The 19,753-nt window shown below is 42.3% G+C and carries 18 protein-coding genes and 1 pseudogene; 7 read left to right on the top strand and 12 right to left on the bottom strand.

Going from position 1 to position 19,753, the window contains the following annotated elements; genetic code table 11:
- Positions 1-2: 2 nt before the first annotated feature.
- The 6 genes from NOL38_RS00310 to ligA all read right to left on the bottom strand — a co-directional run bounded on the left by NOL38_RS00310 (position 3) and on the right by ligA (position 5,163).
- Entirely contained in the window at positions 3-536 is a 534-nt protein-coding gene (locus NOL38_RS00310) for a F0F1 ATP synthase subunit delta (protein ID WP_024400742.1), read from the bottom strand.
- Positions 537-1,043, bottom strand: a complete 507-nt coding sequence (gene atpF / locus NOL38_RS00305) for a F0F1 ATP synthase subunit B (RefSeq protein ID WP_002936017.1) — start codon at positions 1,041-1,043, stop codon at positions 537-539.
- 17 nt (positions 1,044-1,060) lie between these two features.
- On the bottom strand, positions 1,061-1,777 hold the full coding sequence (gene atpB, locus NOL38_RS00300; protein WP_002936020.1) for a F0F1 ATP synthase subunit A: 717 nt from the start codon (positions 1,775-1,777) through the stop codon (positions 1,061-1,063).
- Between the two features lie 36 nt (positions 1,778-1,813).
- Entirely contained in the window at positions 1,814-2,014 is a 201-nt protein-coding gene (locus NOL38_RS00295; RefSeq protein ID WP_002936021.1) for a F0F1 ATP synthase subunit C, read from the bottom strand.
- A 136-nt stretch (positions 2,015-2,150) separates the two neighbouring features.
- Complete coding sequence (locus NOL38_RS00290) at positions 2,151-3,194, bottom strand: diacylglycerol kinase family lipid kinase (RefSeq protein ID WP_002939803.1); 1,044 nt, start codon at positions 3,192-3,194, stop codon at positions 2,151-2,153.
- Positions 3,195-3,204: 10 nt separating this feature from the next.
- The gene (ligA, locus tag NOL38_RS00285; protein ID WP_277941067.1) at positions 3,205-5,163 is read right to left on the bottom strand and encodes an NAD-dependent DNA ligase LigA; all 1,959 of its coding nucleotides are present in this window, start codon (positions 5,161-5,163) and stop codon (positions 3,205-3,207) included.
- Positions 5,164-5,285: 122 nt separating this feature from the next.
- Between ligA and NOL38_RS00280 the strand changes: the two genes are divergently transcribed.
- The 6 genes and pseudogenes from NOL38_RS00280 (at position 5,286) to NOL38_RS00255 (ending at position 10,150) form a co-directional block, all read left to right on the top strand.
- Positions 5,286-5,432: an SPJ_0845 family protein gene (locus tag NOL38_RS00280; RefSeq protein WP_012027144.1), complete on the top strand. Its 147-nt coding sequence runs from the start codon at positions 5,286-5,288 to the stop codon at positions 5,430-5,432.
- A 1-nt stretch (position 5,433) separates the two neighbouring features.
- Entirely contained in the window at positions 5,434-6,339 is a 906-nt protein-coding gene (locus NOL38_RS00275; protein ID WP_024386524.1) for a permease, read from the top strand.
- Positions 6,336-7,151, top strand: coding sequence for a TIGR03943 family putative permease subunit (locus NOL38_RS00270; protein ID WP_277941066.1), 816 nt, complete (start codon positions 6,336-6,338; stop codon positions 7,149-7,151). Before NOL38_RS00275 ends, NOL38_RS00270 begins: the two co-directional genes overlap by 4 nt.
- Positions 7,152-7,229: 78 nt before the next feature.
- Positions 7,230-8,717, top strand: coding sequence for a glucose-6-phosphate dehydrogenase (gene zwf / locus NOL38_RS00265; RefSeq protein WP_277941065.1), 1,488 nt, complete (start codon positions 7,230-7,232; stop codon positions 8,715-8,717).
- A 199-nt stretch (positions 8,718-8,916) separates the two neighbouring features.
- Entirely contained in the window at positions 8,917-9,591 is a 675-nt protein-coding gene (locus tag NOL38_RS00260) for a DNA alkylation repair protein (RefSeq protein ID WP_277941064.1), read from the top strand.
- Between the two features lies 1 nt (position 9,592).
- Positions 9,593-10,150, top strand: a pseudogene (locus NOL38_RS00255) (GNAT family N-acetyltransferase).
- 27 nt (positions 10,151-10,177) lie between these two features.
- On the opposite strand, the gene ftsY reads toward NOL38_RS00255, so the two are convergent.
- Genes ftsY through rnc form a run of 5 tightly spaced genes read right to left on the bottom strand, consistent with a single transcriptional unit; the run spans position 10,178 to position 17,284 of the window.
- A complete protein-coding gene (ftsY, locus tag NOL38_RS00250; RefSeq protein WP_277941063.1) occupies positions 10,178-11,452 on the bottom strand; it encodes a signal recognition particle-docking protein FtsY in 1,275 nt (424 codons plus the stop codon).
- Position 11,453: 1 nt separating this feature from the next.
- Entirely contained in the window at positions 11,454-12,266 is an 813-nt protein-coding gene (locus tag NOL38_RS00245) for a Cof-type HAD-IIB family hydrolase (RefSeq protein WP_014637797.1), read from the bottom strand.
- Complete coding sequence (locus tag NOL38_RS00240; RefSeq protein WP_277941062.1) at positions 12,256-13,065, bottom strand: Cof-type HAD-IIB family hydrolase; 810 nt, start codon at positions 13,063-13,065, stop codon at positions 12,256-12,258. The genes NOL38_RS00245 and NOL38_RS00240 overlap by 11 nt, the downstream gene beginning before the upstream one ends.
- Complete coding sequence (gene smc, locus NOL38_RS00235; RefSeq protein ID WP_277941061.1) at positions 13,062-16,595, bottom strand: chromosome segregation protein SMC; 3,534 nt, start codon at positions 16,593-16,595, stop codon at positions 13,062-13,064. The genes NOL38_RS00240 and smc overlap by 4 nt, the downstream gene beginning before the upstream one ends.
- Before the next feature lie 2 nt (positions 16,596-16,597).
- Positions 16,598-17,284 carry a ribonuclease III gene (gene rnc / locus NOL38_RS00230; protein ID WP_277941060.1) on the bottom strand — a complete coding sequence of 229 codons (687 nt, stop codon included), beginning with the start codon at positions 17,282-17,284 and terminating at the stop codon, positions 16,598-16,600.
- A gap of 190 nt (positions 17,285-17,474) precedes the next feature.
- Here rnc and NOL38_RS00225 point away from each other — a divergent pair, with 190 nt between their 5' ends.
- Complete coding sequence (locus tag NOL38_RS00225; RefSeq protein ID WP_277941059.1) at positions 17,475-18,482, top strand: acyltransferase family protein; 1,008 nt, start codon at positions 17,475-17,477, stop codon at positions 18,480-18,482.
- 226 nt (positions 18,483-18,708) lie between these two features.
- On the opposite strand, the gene NOL38_RS00220 is transcribed toward NOL38_RS00225, so the two are convergent.
- Complete coding sequence (locus NOL38_RS00220; RefSeq protein ID WP_277941058.1) at positions 18,709-19,749, bottom strand: ArsR/SmtB family transcription factor; 1,041 nt, start codon at positions 19,747-19,749, stop codon at positions 18,709-18,711.
- Between the last annotated feature and the right edge of the window lie 4 nt (positions 19,750-19,753).

The following is a 19,753-nucleotide window of genomic DNA, read 5'->3' as shown; positions in this document are numbered from 1 at the left end:
TTCTAAAGTTTTTTTCTAACGTCCTTCAACTGTGTCCGAACGCTTGCATCGATTACCTTATGGTTAACCGTTACAATAAAACCACCGAGGAGACTTTGATCAAGTTCTTCCGTGATATTGCGTACACGCAAGGAAAATCGTTGTTCTACCAAGTGACGGAGACGCTCTTTTTGAGCTTCTGTCAACGGATAGACTGAAACCACACGGGCTTCAAATTCATTTTTAAATTTACTGATTTGTAATTGGACACGCTCAAGGGTTTCAAGAAGCAAGTCTGCATGACCATCACGAATAACATCTTCAATCAAGTCATTGATTTGCCAGAAACTAGATTGACGTACCGTCCTTACAAAATCAGCCTTTTCTTCTCTCGATACTGTCGCTGACAGCAAGAGTCGATTCAGCTTACTATCATGAATGATGGAAATCAAGTCAGAAATCTGGTCATACATATCCCAAATATCTGCATGATCACTGACTTTTTCAACAAATGATAGAGCATATTTTTGCACGATGGCATTTTCTCTAGCGTTCATCTACTTGTCTCCTAGTTTGTCCAAATAACGGTCAATCAAGTTACTATGAGCTTGTTGGTCCAAATCTTCCAAAATAATTTTGCTTGCAAGATCAACTGCCAATTCAGCAACTTGAACACGCAAGTTTTCTTGTGCTTCACGTTTTTCAGCTTCAATTTCCAATTGAGCTTTTTGCTTCAATCCTTGAATTTCAACATCTGCTTGCTCAAGAATACGTTTTTTCTCTAGTTTTGCGCGTTCAACCGCGTCTTGAATAATCTTTTGACTTTCAATACGTCCCTGTACCAACTCGTCTTCACGTTGTTGAACAAGGTTTGCTGCTGCTGTTAATTTTTCTTCTGCAGCATCAATATCGTTCGCAATCTTATTGGCACGTTCTTCAAAAATACCTGTAATTTTATCCCATGCAAAAACACGAATAAGAATAATAAGTACTGCAAATGAGGCTGTTACCAAGATAAAGTTTCCAAGAATGGTACTAGATTGCATTGTAATAGTTGTTGCCATAGTTGTCTTTCCCTTTCCTATTCACTCTCACTACTGATTTTTTTATTTAAGTACATAGATACCAACATGATAAATACATATCCCTGCAAGCATGAAATGAATACAGAAAATGCTGTCCAAACAACGTTCAGAGCAAAGGCAATTGGATATGCAAGTGCACTTTGTTGAGATAATTGTAGAAGAAGAGAGACAAGCACTTCACCAGCATAAATGTTACCGTACAGACGAAGAGCAAGCGACACAAGGTTGGTCACTTCTTCCAAAATGTTCATTGGAGCCATAGCCCAGGGTGTCACAAAAGATTTGAGGTATGCCTTGAAACCGCGACGACGAATACCCTCAACATGACAAAATACTGTTGCAATTGTTGCCAAACCGAAATCGTAAGCCATATTGGCCGTTGGAGAAGTCCACAAATTATGTCCTTCTGCTGTTTCCAATTTGGTCATCAAACCTAGATTATTGGCAACCAAAAGGAAAGTAAAGACTGTAAAGAAGAACAAGGAATACCGCTTTGCTTCCGCATCGCCAAGATTCCCTTTTGTAAAATTGATGGTCAATTCGTAAACGTACTCCAAAACATTCTGTTTTCCTTTTGGCTTGAGCTCCATCCGACGACTAGCCCAAAAAACAAGTAAGAAAATAATGGAAATGGTAATGACAGAAACCAATACCATGGTCAGGTCAAAGGTTACGGGACCAAGGGTAAGGGTTGGACTTAAATGTTCTTCCAATGGAGGTTCCCCCCTTTTCTATTTCTCTATTTTCTACTATTTCAAGACAAATGTCATAGCCAAGGTTACGAAGAAAGTTCCCTCGATAAAGGCAACACCCAAAAATACACCAGCCATCAATTTACTTTGCATTTCTGGTTGACGTGCAGTCGAACTAAGGTATGAAGCCACCAACAGTCCCTCACCGATACTTACACCAAGACAGGCCAATCCAAGGGCCAATGCGCCTAAACTCATAACGAATTCTCCTTTTAAAATTTAATACCATGTAAGGATACTCCTAAAACATCTATTTGTCAAGAAAATACCGCCATTGTAAGCGTTTAATTCGTTTTTGTAAAATAAAAAGAAAAGAGTATTTCATCTTTTCTTCCTATTTAATAGCTTCATCAATATGGTCTGTTTCTTCAATGAATCGTTTGGCCATATCTTCTCGATTCATCTGATCAGTATCAAGAGTGATTGCATGGTCAGAAACCAGATCTGTATCTGCGAAAAACTCTATATGGTTTGATAGGTTGTACAGACGTACAGGGGCTTCCCCACCAAACTCTCCATCTAGATTGAGCAGTAGACGGTTATCTGGGTTCAGATTTTCGATGGATAGGCTCTTGGTTTTTATGTATTCAACTAAATCACTCTCAATGTGTTTGCCACCGTCTAAGACTTGACGAATCAAATGCAGAATTTCAAATAGATTTCCTGTTTTAACCATCAATAAGGTAAAATTACCATCATCTAACTTAGCATCTGGAACGATCTGTTCAAAACCTCCAATTGAATTGGTTAAGGCAACAAAAATCATTGAAACCGAGCCTTCAAATACTCCCTCGTCATGCTCTACACGAACAGGTGTAAATTGTACTTGTGGTAGGAGTTCTGCTCCTTTTACTACATAGGCCAAATAGCCAAACATGGTCTTAAGTTGACTGGGAACACTGTAGGTCAACTCCGTAAGTGTACCTGCCGCAGCAATGTTGATAAAATAATGTTCTTGATGAAAACCATTTTTTTGATTTTTGGCTAAACCAATATCCATTAAAATGGTCTGCTGCTTACCGATAACCTTAGCTGCTTCTACAGGATTTCCCCTAGGCACTTTTAAGGCACGCGCATAGTCATTGGTGGTGCCAGTCGGTATGATGGCCATCTGCGGACGTTTTTCAAGCGGAGCAATTCCATTGACGACTTCGTTGATCGTTCCATCTCCACCAGCCGCTATAATCAAGTCAAAGCCTGCAAGCGCCGCACGTGTAGCTTCATTCTTTGCAGAGTCTTTCTCAGCAGTTGTTTGGAAAGCTGAAGTTTCATAACCGTAGCCTTCCAAAATTTCCAATACTTCGGCCACATTTTTCTTCATGATTTCTTGACCTGAGGTCGGATTATATATTAGTCTAGCACGTTTTCTTTCTTCCATCGTTTTACCTTTACAAGCTCTCTAACCAAGCCTCATCTTTAATTTCGATACCTAGCTCCTGTGCTTTGGTCAATTTACTGCCTGCATCTGTTCCGGCAACCACAAGATTAGTTTTTTTAGAAACAGATCCCGCTACATTTGCCCCTAAAGCTTCTAATTTGGCTTTGGCTTCGTTTCGTTTCATTCGCTCCAATTTACCAGTCAGTACAACTGTCATACCCGATAGCGCAGCATTTTCATCTACTACTTGTCCGAGATAGGTTAAGTTTACCTTAGCTTCCTTAAGTTCGGCTAAAAGTTGTTGCGCACCCTCACTAGCAAAAAAAGTTGTCAAAGACTTAGCAATAACCTGACCAAGCCCTTCTAGCGAAGCAATTGCTTCTTGATCAGTAAATGCTAGAGTTTCTAAATCACCAAATTTTTCTACTAAAATCTTACTTGCCTTACTACCTACATGGCGAATACCTAGTCCAAATAGGAGGCGTTCTGCTGAGTTGCTCTTAGAAGTTTGAATGGCTTGATAGAGCTTGTCAGCTGATTTTTCTTTGAAACCTTCCAAAGTCAATAGGTCATCAACAGTTAATTTATAAATATCAGCAACATCGTGTACCAAGCCTGCCCCAAAGAGTTTTTCAACGATTGAAGACCCTAGCCCTGCGATGTTCATGGCATCCCGACTTGCAAAATGTTCCAACTTACTCATCAGCTGGCTAGGACAAATAGGGTTGATACAGCGGAGGGCAACTTCGTCCTCATAGTGTTGTAGGTCGCTCTGACAAGACGGACAATGACTAGGAATGGGCATGATTTCTTGCTCTTTTCGATACTTGTCCACCACTTTCAGAACTGCTGGAATAATATCTCCCGCCTTATAAACAATGACCGTATCGCCAATACGAATATCTTTTTCGGCGATATAATCTACGTTGTGCAAGGTCGCTCGACTGACAGTCGTTCCTGCCAGTTGAACAGGACTAAGATTGGCAGTTGGTGTCACAACACCTGTTCGGCCAACAGTCCAATCAACCGACAAGATTTCTGCTTCTTTTTCCTCAGCTGGAAACTTGTAAGCTACTGCCCATCGTGGCGCTTTTACTGTAAATCCTAGTTCTTCTTGTATAGCTAAATCATTTACCTTGATGACAACACCATCTATCTCATAGGGTAAATCATCTCTACGCTCTGCTATTTTTTCAATAAAATCCCACGTGTCATCAATCGACTCCGCCAAGCAATATTCGTGGTTGGTCACAAATCCCAGAGCATCCAGTTTCTCCAGTACTTGTGACTGACTAGTCGCTTCAGATGGACTAGCCTCTTGGTAGAGGAAGGTAGCGAGGCCACGCTGGGCCACCACTCCCGTATCAAGCTGGCGGAGGGTCCCTGCTGCTGCATTACGCGGATTAGCAAATTCAGCTTCACCAGCCTCCTGACGCTGTTTGTTAACACGGTCAAAAGAAGCCTTTGGCATATAACACTCACCTCGGACAGTGATGTCCACAGCTTCGGGTAAGGTCAAAGGAATATCAGCCACTCGTTTGAGATTTTCTGTGATATTTTCACCGACACTACCGTCACCACGTGTAGCACCCACGACTAAATTACCCGCTTCATAGGTCAGGGAAATAGATAGACCATCAATCTTCAATTCACAGATATACGTTGCTTGAGGAAATTCCTTACGAACTCGCTGGTCAAAAGCTTCTAACTCTTCACGAGAAAAGGCATCCTGCAAACTAAAAAGAGGATAAACATGACTATATTTTTCAAATCCGTCTAGCACCTTTCCCCCGACCCGATGGGTAGGACTATCTGGTAAAATCAGTTCTGGATAAGCCGTTTCTAGCTCTACTAATTCACGATAAAGCGTATCATATTCTGCATCTGATACGCTAGGTTGGTCTAATTGATAATACTCTTTAGCGTATTGATTGAGCACGCTAACTAATTCTGATATTCTTGTTTTCATAAGAATATTATATCATGATTTGAGGGTGCGAACTATATTTGCGCTTCAATAAAAACAGATTCCTTTAGATAATTTTTAGCAAAAAATGTATAATGTTTATATAAAATTTTTGGAGGCGCCCTATGGCTGTAACCTATAAACGACAAGATGATTTAGAAAAGATGCTGGAAGAATTTGCTTCATTTGAAAAATTGGAAGAAATTGAGTATCCAGATCCAAAATCAAAAGAACATTCCGAGAAAAACAACTTGAATCAGGATAAAAAATAATATGTTTGGTCTTGATCAATTACCTACCTCCGTCCTACAGGCGGGGGCTATTTTCCTGTCTATCATGATTGAAGCCTTGCCCTTTGTCTTGATTGGAGCTATTATTTCAGGTTTTATCGATGTGTTTATAACACCAGATAAGGTTCGTAAACTCTTACCTAAAAACAAGTTTCTTGCCATTCTATTTGGAACCTTTATCGGCTTCATTTTTCCGTCTTGCGAATGTGGTATTGTCCCTATTGTCAATCGACTATTAGAGAAAAAAGTACCTAGTTACACTGCTGTTCCCTTTTTAGTAACGGCTCCTGTCATTAATCCCATCGTCCTTTTTGCAACCTTTACCGCTTTTGGCAATTCCCTACTTTTCGCCTTCTATAGAGCCCTAGGAGCCATCATTGTATCCCTAGTATTGGGAATCATTCTTGGTTTTTTCGTAAAAGGACCAATTCTTAAAGGAAACAAGTTTGACCATCACCAGCATGATTATTCAGATAAAACCAGCTGGCAAAAAGTTGGCTTCGCACTTATTCATGCCATTGATGAATTTTTTGATACGGGACGTTACCTAATCTTTGGTTGTCTATTTGCCAGTCTCGTACAAGTCTATATTCCAACCGCTGTCCTGACTACCATCGGTCACAGTCCATTAACAGCTATTTTACTGATGATGTTGCTGGCCTTTCTTCTTTCCCTATGTTCTGAAGCCGATGCCTTTATTGGTGCATCACTACTATCCAGCTTCGGATTCGCCCCAGTAATGGCTTTCTTAGTTATCGGACCCATGGTGGATGTTAAAAACTTGCTCATGATGAAACATTATTTCAAGGGAAAATTTATAGCCGGTTTTATCATTACTATCACTCTCGTTATTTTGGGATATAGTCTGATACTTGGAGGTATAGTATGATTCGTTTTTTAATTCTTGCAGGTTACTTTGAAATGACCATGTATCTCTATATTTCTGGAAAATTAGACCAATACATTAATCTGCACTATAGCTATCTAGCCTATCTATCCATGGTTTTATCTTTCATACTTGCCATCGTACAATTGTATGTCTGGGTAAAAGAAATTCGAGTACATAGCCATTTAAAAAGCACAATTGCCAAACTATCAAGCATTGGACTACTGCTCATTCCTCTTGCTATAGCCTGGCTCTTTCCTACGGTCAGCCTGGATTCAACAACTGTTGCTGCCAAGGGCTATCATTTCCCACTAGCAGCAGAAAACGATACTAATACACAAAACCAAGAAGGGACGACTGTTCAGTATCTCAAGCCTGATACGTCTATTTATTTTACAAAATCTGCCTATCAAAACCAGATGCGTGAAATTGCTGACAGATACTTGGCTGAAGAAACCATTGTCGTTACTAATGAAAACTATATGGAAGTGATGGAAGCAATCTACGACTATCCTACAGAATTTTCAGGAAAAACGATTGAAATGATTGGATTTGTCTACAATGACCCTGACAATAGCCAGCAATTTTTCCTTTTCCGCTTTGGTATTATTCATTGCATTGCTGATTCTGGGGTATATGGCTTACTCTCTACGGGGGCTACCACAGAATTTCCTAACAATACTTGGGTAAAAGCCAGAGGAACAGTCAAGGTTTCCTACCACACATCGTTGAAACAAAATCTCCCAACACTTGAATTACAATCGATGGTTCAGATTGAACAGCCAGATTCCCCGTACGTCTACCGTGTTTTCTAATAATTCCAACTAAAAAAGTGAATTTTCTGACAATTTGTGGTATACTATTAATGATATTCAACAGATAGGAATGAAATTATGTCATCACATGTATTGTTTACAATTTTTGGTGCTAGTGGCGACCTTGCCAAACGCAAACTTTACCCATCTTTATTTCGCCTCTATAAGGCTGGACACATCAAGGAAAACTTTGCAGTAATTGGTACAGCTCGCAGACCCTGGACTAAGGAATTTTTTGAGCAAACCGTCATTGAATCACTAGGTGATCTGCCTGACACACCACGTCAAGCTCATGAATTTGCTAGTCATTTCTACTACCAAAGCCACGATGTCAATGACACGGAACATTATGTAGCTCTTCGTAAATTGCAGGACGACTTGTGTGAAAAATACGATACCCAGCACAACAAGGTCTTCTTCCTCTCTATGGCGCCAGAATTTTTCGGAACCATTGCCAAACACCTCAAGTCTGAGAAGATCGTTGACGGACAAGGTTTTGAGCGTTTGATTATCGAAAAACCATTCGGAACAAGCCTTGCAACTGCAAGCAAACTCAATGATGAATTAGCCGCAGCCTTCAATGAAGACCAAATCTACCGTATCGACCATTATCTTGGTAAGGAAATGGTGCAAAACATCTTCGCTGTCCGCTTTGCCAATATTATATTTGAACATATTTGGAACCGCGATTACATTGACAATATCCAAATCACTTTTGCTGAGGCGATTGGGGTTGAGGACCGTGGTGGCTACTACGACCATTCTGGCGCCTTAAAAGATATGGTTCAAAACCATGCACTTCAAGTCCTTTCTCTCTTGGCAATGGATAAGCCAGCCAGCTTTAAAGAAGAAGATGTCCGTGCGGAGAAGATCAAGGTCTTCCAACACTTACGTCAACCTTCAGACGAAGATCTCAAACGCAACTTCATCCGTGGCCAGTACGCTGCAGGTTCCATCGACGGAAAAGACTACGTTAGCTACTTGGATGAACCAAATATTGCCGAAGGTTCTCAGACGGAAACCTTTGCAGGAGGTGTCTTCTTCGTTGATACCGACCGTTTCCGTGATGTACCTTTCTTCTTCCGTACAGGTAAACGCCTGACAGAAAAGGGCACGCGCGTGACCATCACCTTCAAGCATGCGGAAGATATTTTTGGTCAGCCTTCTGAGGCCAATGTATTGACCATCTTCATCCAGCCAACAGAAGGCTTCATGCTCTCTATCAACGGCAAGGAAGTTGGTTCCCACTTTGCTCTTACTCCTGCCAAACTCAACTTCCGCCACAATGCTACTGCTCTGGGTAATTCACCTGAAGCCTACGAGAAACTCTTTTTCGATGTTCTAAATGGCGACTCTACCAACTTTAGCCATTGGGAAGAGGTTAAGGCAAGCTGGAGCTTGATTGACCGCATTGTTGATTTATGGGCAAATAACCAAGTCCCACTCCACACCTACCCAGCAGGAACCATGGGACCACAAGCAGCCTTTGATTTGCTAGAAAGCTACGGTTGCAAGTGGGTATGGACTCCAGATGTCTGGTACCGTGAACGTGGTTTGTTGAAATAGTCATTTAGTTTATCCTTGATTGCTTCGTTAACTCACTTTGCCGTACTCCACGAAAGTGACTTGCTTCGCATGTCTTATTTCCAACCTAGAACAGCCTCTAGGCTGTTCTAGCAACCTGCACCTCGTTACCTTGTACTAAAAGCAAACTAAACGACTATATATAAAAACTGGAGTACTCCAGTTTTTTTGGGAGATAATTATGACTGAATTAAACACCATTCTCACACAGCTTGAAGCAGCCAGCCACACTGGCACACTCAAGCGATACGAAAAAATTGGCGAAACTAAGCCCTACTACGGCGTTCCAATGGGAGCTATTTCTAGTATCGCAAAAGCTTATAAAAATCGACTGGACTTGTTTGCCCCACTCTGGCAAACAGGTGTCCTAGAAGCACAATATTTAGCTATTCAAATTGCAAAAAATAAGCCTGACCAGCTTCCCAAAGCTGACCTAGAGAATTGCCTCAATGAACAAATTTCGGTCAATGTGCTCGATAAGCTGGCTTCCATCATTCTCAGCAAACGAAAAGACGGCAGGGTTTGGGAAGAAGATTTGCTTGCCAAAGATCAAGCTATTTTTCAACGCCTTGGCTGGTTCCTCCGTGCCAAATATTTTGCTGGAAGAACTGCCTCAAATCAAGAAATCGAAGAGTCTCTAGACCATATTCGCCAGCATTTGCAAACCGCTGACCCATTGATCCAATGGACCATGAATCAATGTTTGGTAGAAATTGCAGTTGCCTATCCTGACTATCTGGAACAGGGGCTTGCAATCGGTCAGGAACTCGCGGTCTATTCCGATATGAAGGTGCCAAAAGGCTGTACTTCTGCCTACGCACCCGACTGGATTGAGGCATTGTTGAGGAGGAAATAAGATGCAACATAAAGGAACTCAGATTTTAGAAACAGAACATCTAATTTTACGCCCTTTTCAAGCAAGCGATGTTGAATCAGTTTTCCAAAACTGGACTTCAGATGAAAGGGTTACCACCTATCTGACCTGGCCAACTCATCAGACAATTCAAGATACCCAAGACTACATCCAGTTCTGTATCCAATCCTATTCATAGGAAAAAACATACAGCTGGGTAATCGAGTTCAAAGAAAGTAAGCAACATATTGGAGTTATTTCCGTTGTCAACCTTAATGAAAGAGTCCAAGCTGCCGAATTAGGTTGGGTGTTGGGCAGTAAATGGTGGGGGCAAAGTTATATGACCGAAGCTCTTGAAGCTGTTAATCACTATTTATTGGAGGAAGTGGGCTGTTTACGGATTACAGCTGTTCACGATAGTGAAAATCGTCCTTCTGGTCGTGTCATGGAAAAAGTCGGTATGACCTATGAAGGAACTCTCCGCCAAGCCGCTCGAAACAATCGTGGTATTGTGGATATTGCCATTTACTCACTGCTGCATACAGATAGAAAAAGTCGCTAGTTTTTCAACTAACGACTTTTTTCAATATTACACCAATCCTTCCAAAAGCCCGCGCATGAATTCTTCGGATTTGAATTCTCCAATGTCATCAATTTTCTCACCGAAACCAATCAGCTTAACTGGAATATCCAGTTCCTGACGGATGGCAAGGACGACACCCCCCTTGGCCGTACCGTCTAGCTTGGTCAAGACAAGACCTGTCAATGGGGTAATTTTTGCAAATTCCTTGGCTTGACTGAGGGCGTTTTGACCTGTGGAGGCATCTAGTGCTAAGAGGGTTTCATGCGGTGCATCAGGCAGAGTCCGTTTGATGATGCGACCGATTTTTTCCAGCTCTGCCATGAGGTTTTCTTTATTTTGCAAGCGACCTGCTGTATCAATCATGAGAATATCCACGCCTTCTGCCACGGCACGTTTTACCCCGTCAAAGACCACGCTGGCTGGGTCTGACTTTTCAGGTCCTGTGACTACTGGCACATCGACACGGCGACCCCACTCGACCAGCTGGGCTACCGCACCCGCACGGAAGGTGTCCGCTGCAACCAGCATAACCTTCTTGCCAGCCTGCTTGTACTTGTAGGCTAACTTACCGATAGACGTCGTCTTCCCAACACCGTTGACACCGACAAAGAGCATGACTGTCAAATCATCTTGGAAATTGATCTGCTCGCTGAATTGACCATCTTTTTCGTAAATATCCACCAATTTTTCGATGATAACCCGACGGAGTTCATCTGTCTTCTTGGCATTTTGTAGCTTGGCTTCATAGCGGAGCTCCTCTGTCAGCGTAGAAGCAACTTGCACACCTACGTCTGACAAAATCAGCATTTCTTCCAACTCTTCGAAAAATTCTTCATCAACCGAACGGAAATTGGCAAAGAATTCATTGAGCCTTGCTCCAAATCCTGTACGAGTTTTTTTCAAGGTACGCTGGTACTTGTCCTGCTCACTTTCTTGCTCTACTGGAGCAACTTCCTCAACAGGCTCTTCCTTGACCTTGGTTTGAATAGCAGGGTCAAAACCTTGTTCCTGCGCTTCCTTCACTCGAGCTGCAGCAGCTTCTTTGGCTGCATAATACTGAGCCATCATGTCTAAGGTCCGTTGTTTCTGAGCTTCTTGTTCGGCTGTCAATTCAGGCTCTGCTACTTCAGACTGGAACTCTTCCATTTCTTGAGTAGCTGACTCAACTTCAGTAGTTACTGTATCTTCGCTAGAAGCCGACTGCTCCCTTTCCACTTCTTCAACAAGAGCGACTTGCTCCTCTTGTTTTTCTTGTCCAAATAATCGATCAAATAATCCCATACTAGTCCTCATTCAATACATAGTGCTCGATGGCCCAAGCAATGCCATCTTCATCATTGGTTTTTGGCAGGACAAGGTTGGCCGCAGACTTGATTTCATCAGTCGCATTAGCCATGGCAACACCCAGACCAGCCCATTCAATCATCGAAAGATCGTTTCCTTCATCGCCACAGGCCATAACTTCTGACTGATCAATCCCCAGATGTCCAATCAACTTAGCCAGACCATTTGCCTTATGAACACCTTTTGGACTCCACTCGAGCAGAATATCACGCGATTTGAAAATCTCGAAGCGCTCGTGAAGTTCCGCAGGAATTTTTGGAATTTGTCCATCCAAAAAGTCTGCTGCCACAGCTGAAACTGCCTTATTGTAGACAAAATCTTCTGGCATTTCCTCATCGCTTGCCACAATTTTATTAAGCAATGGATTACAAGTTAGATAAAGTGATTCATGGGCTGATGGTAGAGAATAGACATCACCACCATAGAGAACATCCAGAGGCAGGTCCAAATCATTTGTCACACGACGGATGGTGCGCACATCTTCAATGGTAAAGCCAACCTTATCCAAAACCCGACCTGTATTTTCCTGGACTAGACCACCGTTAAATGTAATCGAATATTGATTCTCCCCTAGCAGATCTAGTTCTTCTAGAAAAGTACCGATAGCTTGTAAAGGACGCCCTGTTGTCAGAACTACATAAACTCCACGCTCACGCGCTGCCTGCAAGGCCTTTTTATTTGCTTCTGAAATCCGTTTGTCCGATGTCAGAAGTGTTCCATCCAAATCCAATGCAATCAACTTAATTGCCATTTACTTCCTCCTCTAAATAGGCTAATACTGCCCCATCATTGCAATGACCAATAATAGAATCTGCCTGGACCTTCACTTCCTCTCTTGCATTTTCTGTCGCAAGAGCCAGACCTGCAAAGTCAAACATATCTAAATCATTTTGATTATCACCAAATGCCACTACATCCTGACGAGTAATTCCAAAATAAGCACAGAGATGGCTCAATCCAACTGATTTATTTGAACCATTTGGAATTATATCAATATTGTCAAAACCAGTTGTCATGGCCGTTACACCTTCAAATGTATCATTTAACCATCGTCTGGCATCGTCCATTTCCTCAGGAGAAAATTTGGCATTGATTTTTATAATCTCTTCTCGAACTTCTTCAAATGTGTCTACCAATCGAAAATGTGCGTAATAATTCGTCATCGCTTCTAAAAACTGAGGCTCAGCATTTTTTAATAAATAAAAGTTTTCGAGTCCAGACAGCACCATGGAACGACTGCTACCAAAGGGACCTGCATCAATACCCGCGATAATCGGCAGATAGATTTCAGGACTAATTGGATCATCCATAAAGATAGTCTGCCCCTGATATTCAACGATTGAACCATTTTCTGCCACAAAACCGATTTCATCTACAAAATCTTCAAAAACAAGTTTCAGGCTTTGCATAGATCGCCCACTTGCTGCCACAAATAAATAACCTTTTTCTTTAAACTGATTCAGTATACGACGAAACCGTTCCTTATCAAAACTATGGTCTTCTCGTAAAAAGGTACCATCCATATCACTGGCGTAAATTTTGTTAATCATAATTTCTCCACATCTTTCAGCTTAACGGAAACAATCTTGGACACGCCAGATTCCTGCATGGTCACCCCATACATGGCATCCGCTGCCGCCATGGTCCCTTTACGGTGGGTCACGACGATAAACTGACTCTCCTTATCAAAACGGTTGAGGTAGTCGCCAAAACGTTTGACATTCGCCTCATCCAAGGCTGCCTCCACCTCATCGAGAATTACAAAAGGAATGGTCTTAACACGGATAATGGAAAATAGCAGAGCGAGGGCCGAAAGGGCTTTTTCGCCACCTGACATAAGATTGAGAGATTGAATTTTCTTACCCGGAGGTTGAACTGAAATCTCCACACCCGCAGTCAATAGGTCACCTTCTGTCAAAATCAAATCCGCTGAACCACCGCCAAACATTTGTTTGAATGTCTGCTTAAAGCTTTCGCGAATAGCTTCAAAAGTAACCTTGAAGCGCTCTTTGACTTCATCATCCATCTCGTGGATAGTATCTAGTAGTAAATCACGCGCCGACAAAATATCTGTCCGTTGCTCATTGAGGAAGGTAAGGCGATTATTGACCTCGTCATACTGCTCAATAGCATCCAAATTGACTGGGCCCAAAGCACGAATAGCTCTTTCTAGGTCTTTGAGGCTTTGTTCAGCAACTGCAAGATTCTCAACTTCCTTGGCCTGAGACTGAGCAGCTTCAAAACTCAATTTGAAATGCTCGGTCAAATTACCAAGTAAAGTCCGTAATTTATCGCCCGCTTGCTCACAATCCGCCTCTAACTTAGCCTGCTTACGAATCAAATCATCATTCTTAGTCCGAGCTTGTTGCAATCTTTCTTCCAAGTCTTCAAACTGCCCATCAATATCTTCCAATTCAAACTTTAAGCGAATTAGAATCTGATTGGTCTGGTTTTGCTTATCAGATGCGGCCTGCAATTGTTCTTCAAGAATCTCAATACTAGTATCTTCAAGAGCTTCTAGCTTCTGGTCAATCATATCCTCTAAAAGAGAAATTTCCTTATCTGCAACCACTTTTTCTTCTTGCAAACGTCTCAAATCTGTCTGTTCAAAACGAAGTTGGCTAGTCAGTTCAGCCTGTTCCAAAGTTAGTTGACCCTTCTGAGTCTGTAGTTTCTGCAAGCTTTCTTGAATACTGTCGCGATTATCACGGACTTGATTGATTTGTTGATCCAAGGCTAGTTTTTTCTCATTCAAGGCTTGGACATTTACTTCTTCCTTAGCAGCAGCCTCTTCTAGCTCAGTCAAAATGGTCGGACTAACCTGACTCATTTGCAGGTCATACTGGGCTGATAGCTGAGCCAGTCTATTTTCTGCCTGTTCCTGATGAATCCTTGCGCTCTGCTGGTTCAATCTAGCTTCTTCCCCCTCCGCCTTAATCGTTTCCAAGGCTTCTCTGGTTTGGTCTAAGCTAGTTTTCTTAGCTGCAACCAAGCTTTCTTGCTCCTGCAACTGGCTAGACAGCTCTGCTATTTCTCCTAAAAGAGCATCTAGTTCTGGTTTGATAAAGGTCGTACTGTTATTTCGATTGCTACCACCAGCAAAGGCTCCACCAGGACGGATTTCCGCTCCATCCATGGTCACCATACGCACTTGAAACTTGGTTGCCCGCGCCGCCTGATTGGCATGGTCAATGGTATCAAAAATCGCGATAGTACCTAGCAAATTTTGGAAAATCGCATCTAAATTTGGCTGATAAGTCACCAAATCACTTGCAAGCCCCAAGAATCCTTCTGAAGATTCTAGTAAAGAGACTTGCTGTCCAGAAAGCTGACGTGGCTTGATAGTTGTTAGAGGTAAGAAGGTTGCCCGTCCTTGCCGTTTTTCTTTCAAAAATGCGATTGCTCGTTTAGCAGTCGCTTCATCTTCAACGATGACGTTTTGACTAGCACCGCCAAGAGCAATTTCCAAAGCCGTTTGGTAACGAGTATCAAAGGTCAATTGTTCACTGACTGCTCCAATAATTCCTCCTAAGCTTGGTGCCGCCTGTAAGACAGCCTTAACCCCCGCGTAGAAATTGGAATGATTTTTTAAAATAGCTTCTAAACTAGACTGGCGAGCCTGCTTGCCTTTCAACTGATCCAGCAAATCAAACAAGCGACCTTGCTCAGCCTGATAAGCAGTCTGGGTTTGATCCAATTCTGATTTTTTGGTCTGATAGCTCTCAAGTAACCGGCGTAACACGTGATCAGCTTCTTCTAAACTTTTCCGACTCTTATCAAGCACTTCTTGAGCTGTTTGTTTTTCCGTCTGCAAGCGTGCCAAGTCTTCAGATTTACTCTCAGAAAGACTGATTTGATTGGCAATATCCTGCTGAATCTTGGTCAGACTGTTTGAAGCTTCTGCCTCTTCCTGCATCAGAGCAACATACTGTTCACGCAGATGATCTAAAACTTGATCAGGATCTTCTGAAAAGTAGGAAATTTCTTTGTCTACCGCAGCAATATCGTCTTTCAAGCTAGACAAGGAACCATCTAATTGCGCAAGCGTTTCTTGCTTTCGCTCAATCTGTTCTGCCAAATGCTCTTGTCTAGTCAACAAGTTTTCCAAACGCGCCTGCGCTTCTTGACGACTTAATTCGTTTTGACTAGATTCCAGTTTATGGACCTCAATTTTTCGCTCCAAATCACTGATTAACTTGGTCAAATCCAACAGAACTGCCTGTTCACGCTCCAATTGTTCTGAAAGGCGGTGGCGCTTCTCTTTCAAGTTCTGATTTTCTTGCTCCAACTCAGAACGCTGTTTGTAGTAGCTAGTCAATTCAGTTTTGACAGACTCTAGTTCGGCTTCTTTTTCCGATAACTTTTCCTTACCAAGCGACAACTGAGCCACCAAAACATCTAAGTATAACTCCTTACGTTGACCATCTAATTCTAGAAATTTCTTAGCAGTTTGTGCCTGTTTCTCTAATGGTTTGACCTGATTATCCAATTCATAGATAATATCATCCAAGCGGTCCAAGTTGCCCTGGGCCTGTGCCAACTTACTTTCTGTTTCTTTTTTACGCGTCTTGTATTTTAAGACCCCTGCCGCCTCTTCAAAAATAGCACGGCGTTCCTCAGGCTTGGAATTGAAAATTGCTTCAACCCGCCCTTGTGAAATGATAGAGAAAGAATCACGTCCCAAGCCCGTATCCATGAAAAGATCATGAATATCCCGTAGACGAACCTTTTGCCCATCAATCAAGTACTCACTATCCCCTGACCGATAGATGTGGCGTTCTACCTTGATTTCTTTCTGTTTATTGGCGATAAAACCTGTGCTATTATCCAAGGTCACGACAACCGAGGCATAGTTAAGAGCCTTACGGCTTTCTGTTCCCGAAAAGATGACGTCTGGCATCTTACCTCCACGTAGGCTTTTAGCAGACGACTCTCCCAAGGCCCAACGTAGACTTTCTGTAATATTAGACTTGCCAGAACCATTCGGCCCTACAACAGCAGTCACTCCACGATCAAAGACTACCTTAGTCTTATCCGCAAAGGACTTAAAGCCCTGCATTTCAATCGATTTAAGATACATACCTATCCTCTAGCCTCCACAGCATTTTTGGCGGCGGCTTGTTCAGCTAATTTCTTAGAGCGACCACGACCACGACCAATCACACGCTGATCAGCAGATACCTCCACTTCAAAGGTCTTATCATGGGCAGGTCCAGACTCAGCTATTACTTGATACGAAATAGCAATCTCACCATTGACCTGCAAAATTTCCTGCAAAGCAGTCTTATAATCGGTCACGCGCTCAAAATTCCCTTTTTCTAAACGAGGAATCATGACCTTATGGATAAATTCCTCCACGGTCTTTTCCCCTTTGTCCAATAGCAGAGCTCCTAAGAACGCCTCGAAAGCATCTCCTAAAATAGTATCGCGATTGCGACCCCCAGACTTCTCTTCTCCTCTACCAAGACGAAGAAATTGATCAAAGCCACAGGCACGTGAAAAACTAGCCAAGGACTCCTCACGAACAAAGGTCGAACGTAACTTGGACATCTCACCTTCGGGTCTATCAGGATATTTTTTATAAAGGTACTTGGAAATCATCAGTTGGAGAACAGCGTCTCCTAAAAATTCCAAGCGTTCATTATGTGAAATTTTTAGAAGGCGATGCTCATTGGCATAGGAAGTATGGGTAAAGGCCGTTTCCAGCAAACTTAAGTCTGAAAAATCGATCCCAAAATCAGCCAATAATTTTGCATGTAAATCTTTCATCTATATGCTCCTTTCTAACTTAAACGAAATAGATGGTTTACATTTACTCCGTCCTAACATTATACCATATTTTCCACTGGACTTCTCTTGTCAACTAAGTTTCAGCCAGCACCTCTCCACATCTTTTTGCAAACATTTACATATTCATCAGATTTCGATAAAATAGAAGAAAAAAAAGAAAAACGTTAGCATGCAAAATAAGACAAAACCACTCAATACATCACTGCTCTCCCTCATCCAGTTCATCGGAGCCATTCTCGTTATCGCCCTCCATTGCCGCAGGTTATTTGAAGCAGACCAGCTCCACTTCATCCAAAAATCAATCTTTAGTCGCATGGTCGTTCCCTACTTCATGGTCACAGCCAGCTTCTTCCTCCGACGCAACTACCCCAGTCTCCCCAAACAATACCTCATCCGCTACAGCAAACAATACCTGACCTGGTCCATCCTCTACCTGCCCTTCTACCTCATCTACCTAACACTCCAAGAAATCCCCCTACTCCACTACCCCCTCGCACTCCTAGTCGGCCTGACCTACACCGGCACCAGCTACCAACTCTGGTACATGCCCGCCTTCTTGCTAGGACTTGTCCTCGTCCATTTTTCCTTGGAGAAATGGGGCTGGCGCATCACAGCTTGTCTAGCCTGCCTTCTCTATCTCCTAGGATCAGTCGAAACCTACTCCTCCTACCTGGCAGAATCGATTTTCCTGACCGCATTTGACAGCTACAAAACCTTCTTTTTCACCAGCCGCAACGGCCTCTTCTACGCACCGATTTTTGTCCTGACAGGCTTTTATCTAGCCGACAAACTCAATCAATCCATTTTCCAATACCGACAAAAGACCAAACTACTTGTCTGCATAGCCCTTTTAGCCTTTGAAGCCACTATCATCTATCTCAATCAGGGCTACGACAAGAACTTTCTATTTAGCCTGATTCCATTCACAGCCTATCTAGTCGCCTGGACCCTAACCACAGACCTCTTCCGCCAGAAAAAATTCCAATTTCTCAAAGGATACGCCAGCTATTATTATTTTATCCATGTTATCCCAGTGGAAATCAGCTTTTTCTTCCTAGAAACTAGTTCCCTGACCAAAATACAGCAAGGTTGGTTAGTCTTCCTTATCACCATCATCACTTGCCAACTGCTCAGCTGGTTAATCATTAATACTCAAAGAAAATCAAAAACAGACTAGCTCCAACAGTCTGGAAATAGACTGTTGGAGGTCGGAAATTAGACGAACTTGGTTCGTGACCGTAAGATGCAGATAGAACACTATTCCTTATTATATTTCAAGGGAACAGGCTGAAAAGATCCACTGGACCTTTTCACTCATCAAATCAAGTCAACAACGTCTGATTTTGATTTTCGAAGAGTATAAGCACAAAAGAACCTTGTAAGACTTAACTTACAAGGCTTTTTTACAAATCAAAATCCTCTTTCAACTTATCAATCACCTGTTGGAGCAGGTCGCGATTGACACTGTATTTAGCGTCCTTGACTTTTGTGTTAAAGAGGAGCAGGTCGCCATTAATCAGCTTTTGGGTGTGGAAGGATACGGCTGCTCCTGTAATAGCTAGTCGCTCTGCGATGTCCTTGCTCTTAGCATGAGGCTTGGTCAGCTCCACCAAGACCTGATAGCGCGTGCTATCGCTGATGACTTTAAGAGCCGTTGTCAAATCATCCAGATCCAGCTCGTCATTTGACAGCATAATCTGTTCAATTCGACAAGACGCTAAAAGAGCGACTTTCATATAGTCAAATTGTTCATTGCCATAATAAGCAAACCAATAATTCCACGGACTGAGAACGAAGAATTGGGCAGTTTCTACACTCAAGCTATCCAAGCTAGTCATGGCTAACTGCTTGGATTCTTGATAGAGTTTTTCAATGTCAAATTCATGAGCAAATTTTTCACGCTCCGCCCTTGCCTCTTCAAAATAGGGCTGATAGATTGGAAGCATCTTATCCAAGAGATGGACAGACCGCTGAACCGTTTCCAAGGGATTGCGAATAGCCAGTGACCAGTACCACTTATCTGCCGGCTTTTTATCCGTTTTTTCCAAAAGTTCCATGAGGCTGAGGGTCTTCTCACGATGTCCGTCATTTTCAGACGCCAACATGGTTCGCATGGCATCTTCTACTTCTTCTTGAGACAGCTTTAAAATCAATTGACAAGCTTCCTCAACTGTCTTTGGATCCTGTCCATCATTCAAGAGATAAAAATAAAGACTATGCAAAATGTTGAAGATATGTCCCCAGACAAAGACTTGATTGACTTCCTGACGAAAATCTAACAACTTTTCTTCAATCTCATAACGAATGTCCAAGGCATCTTTGAGAATGTCTTTTTCTTTCTGTGAAAAATCCGCCTCAATCGGTTCCTCACGATCCTTGACAATCAAGGGAATGAACAGTTTTTCCACAATTTCACTGCGGTAATCACGGTAATCTAATTTCATACGC

Origin of the sequence: Streptococcus suis, from assembly GCF_029616525.1 — a bacterium.
Classification (GTDB): Bacteria; Bacillota; Bacilli; order Lactobacillales; family Streptococcaceae; genus Streptococcus; species Streptococcus suis_AF.
The sequence above is the reverse complement of the archived record's forward strand: the minus strand, read 5'-3'. Positions and strand labels throughout refer to the sequence as shown.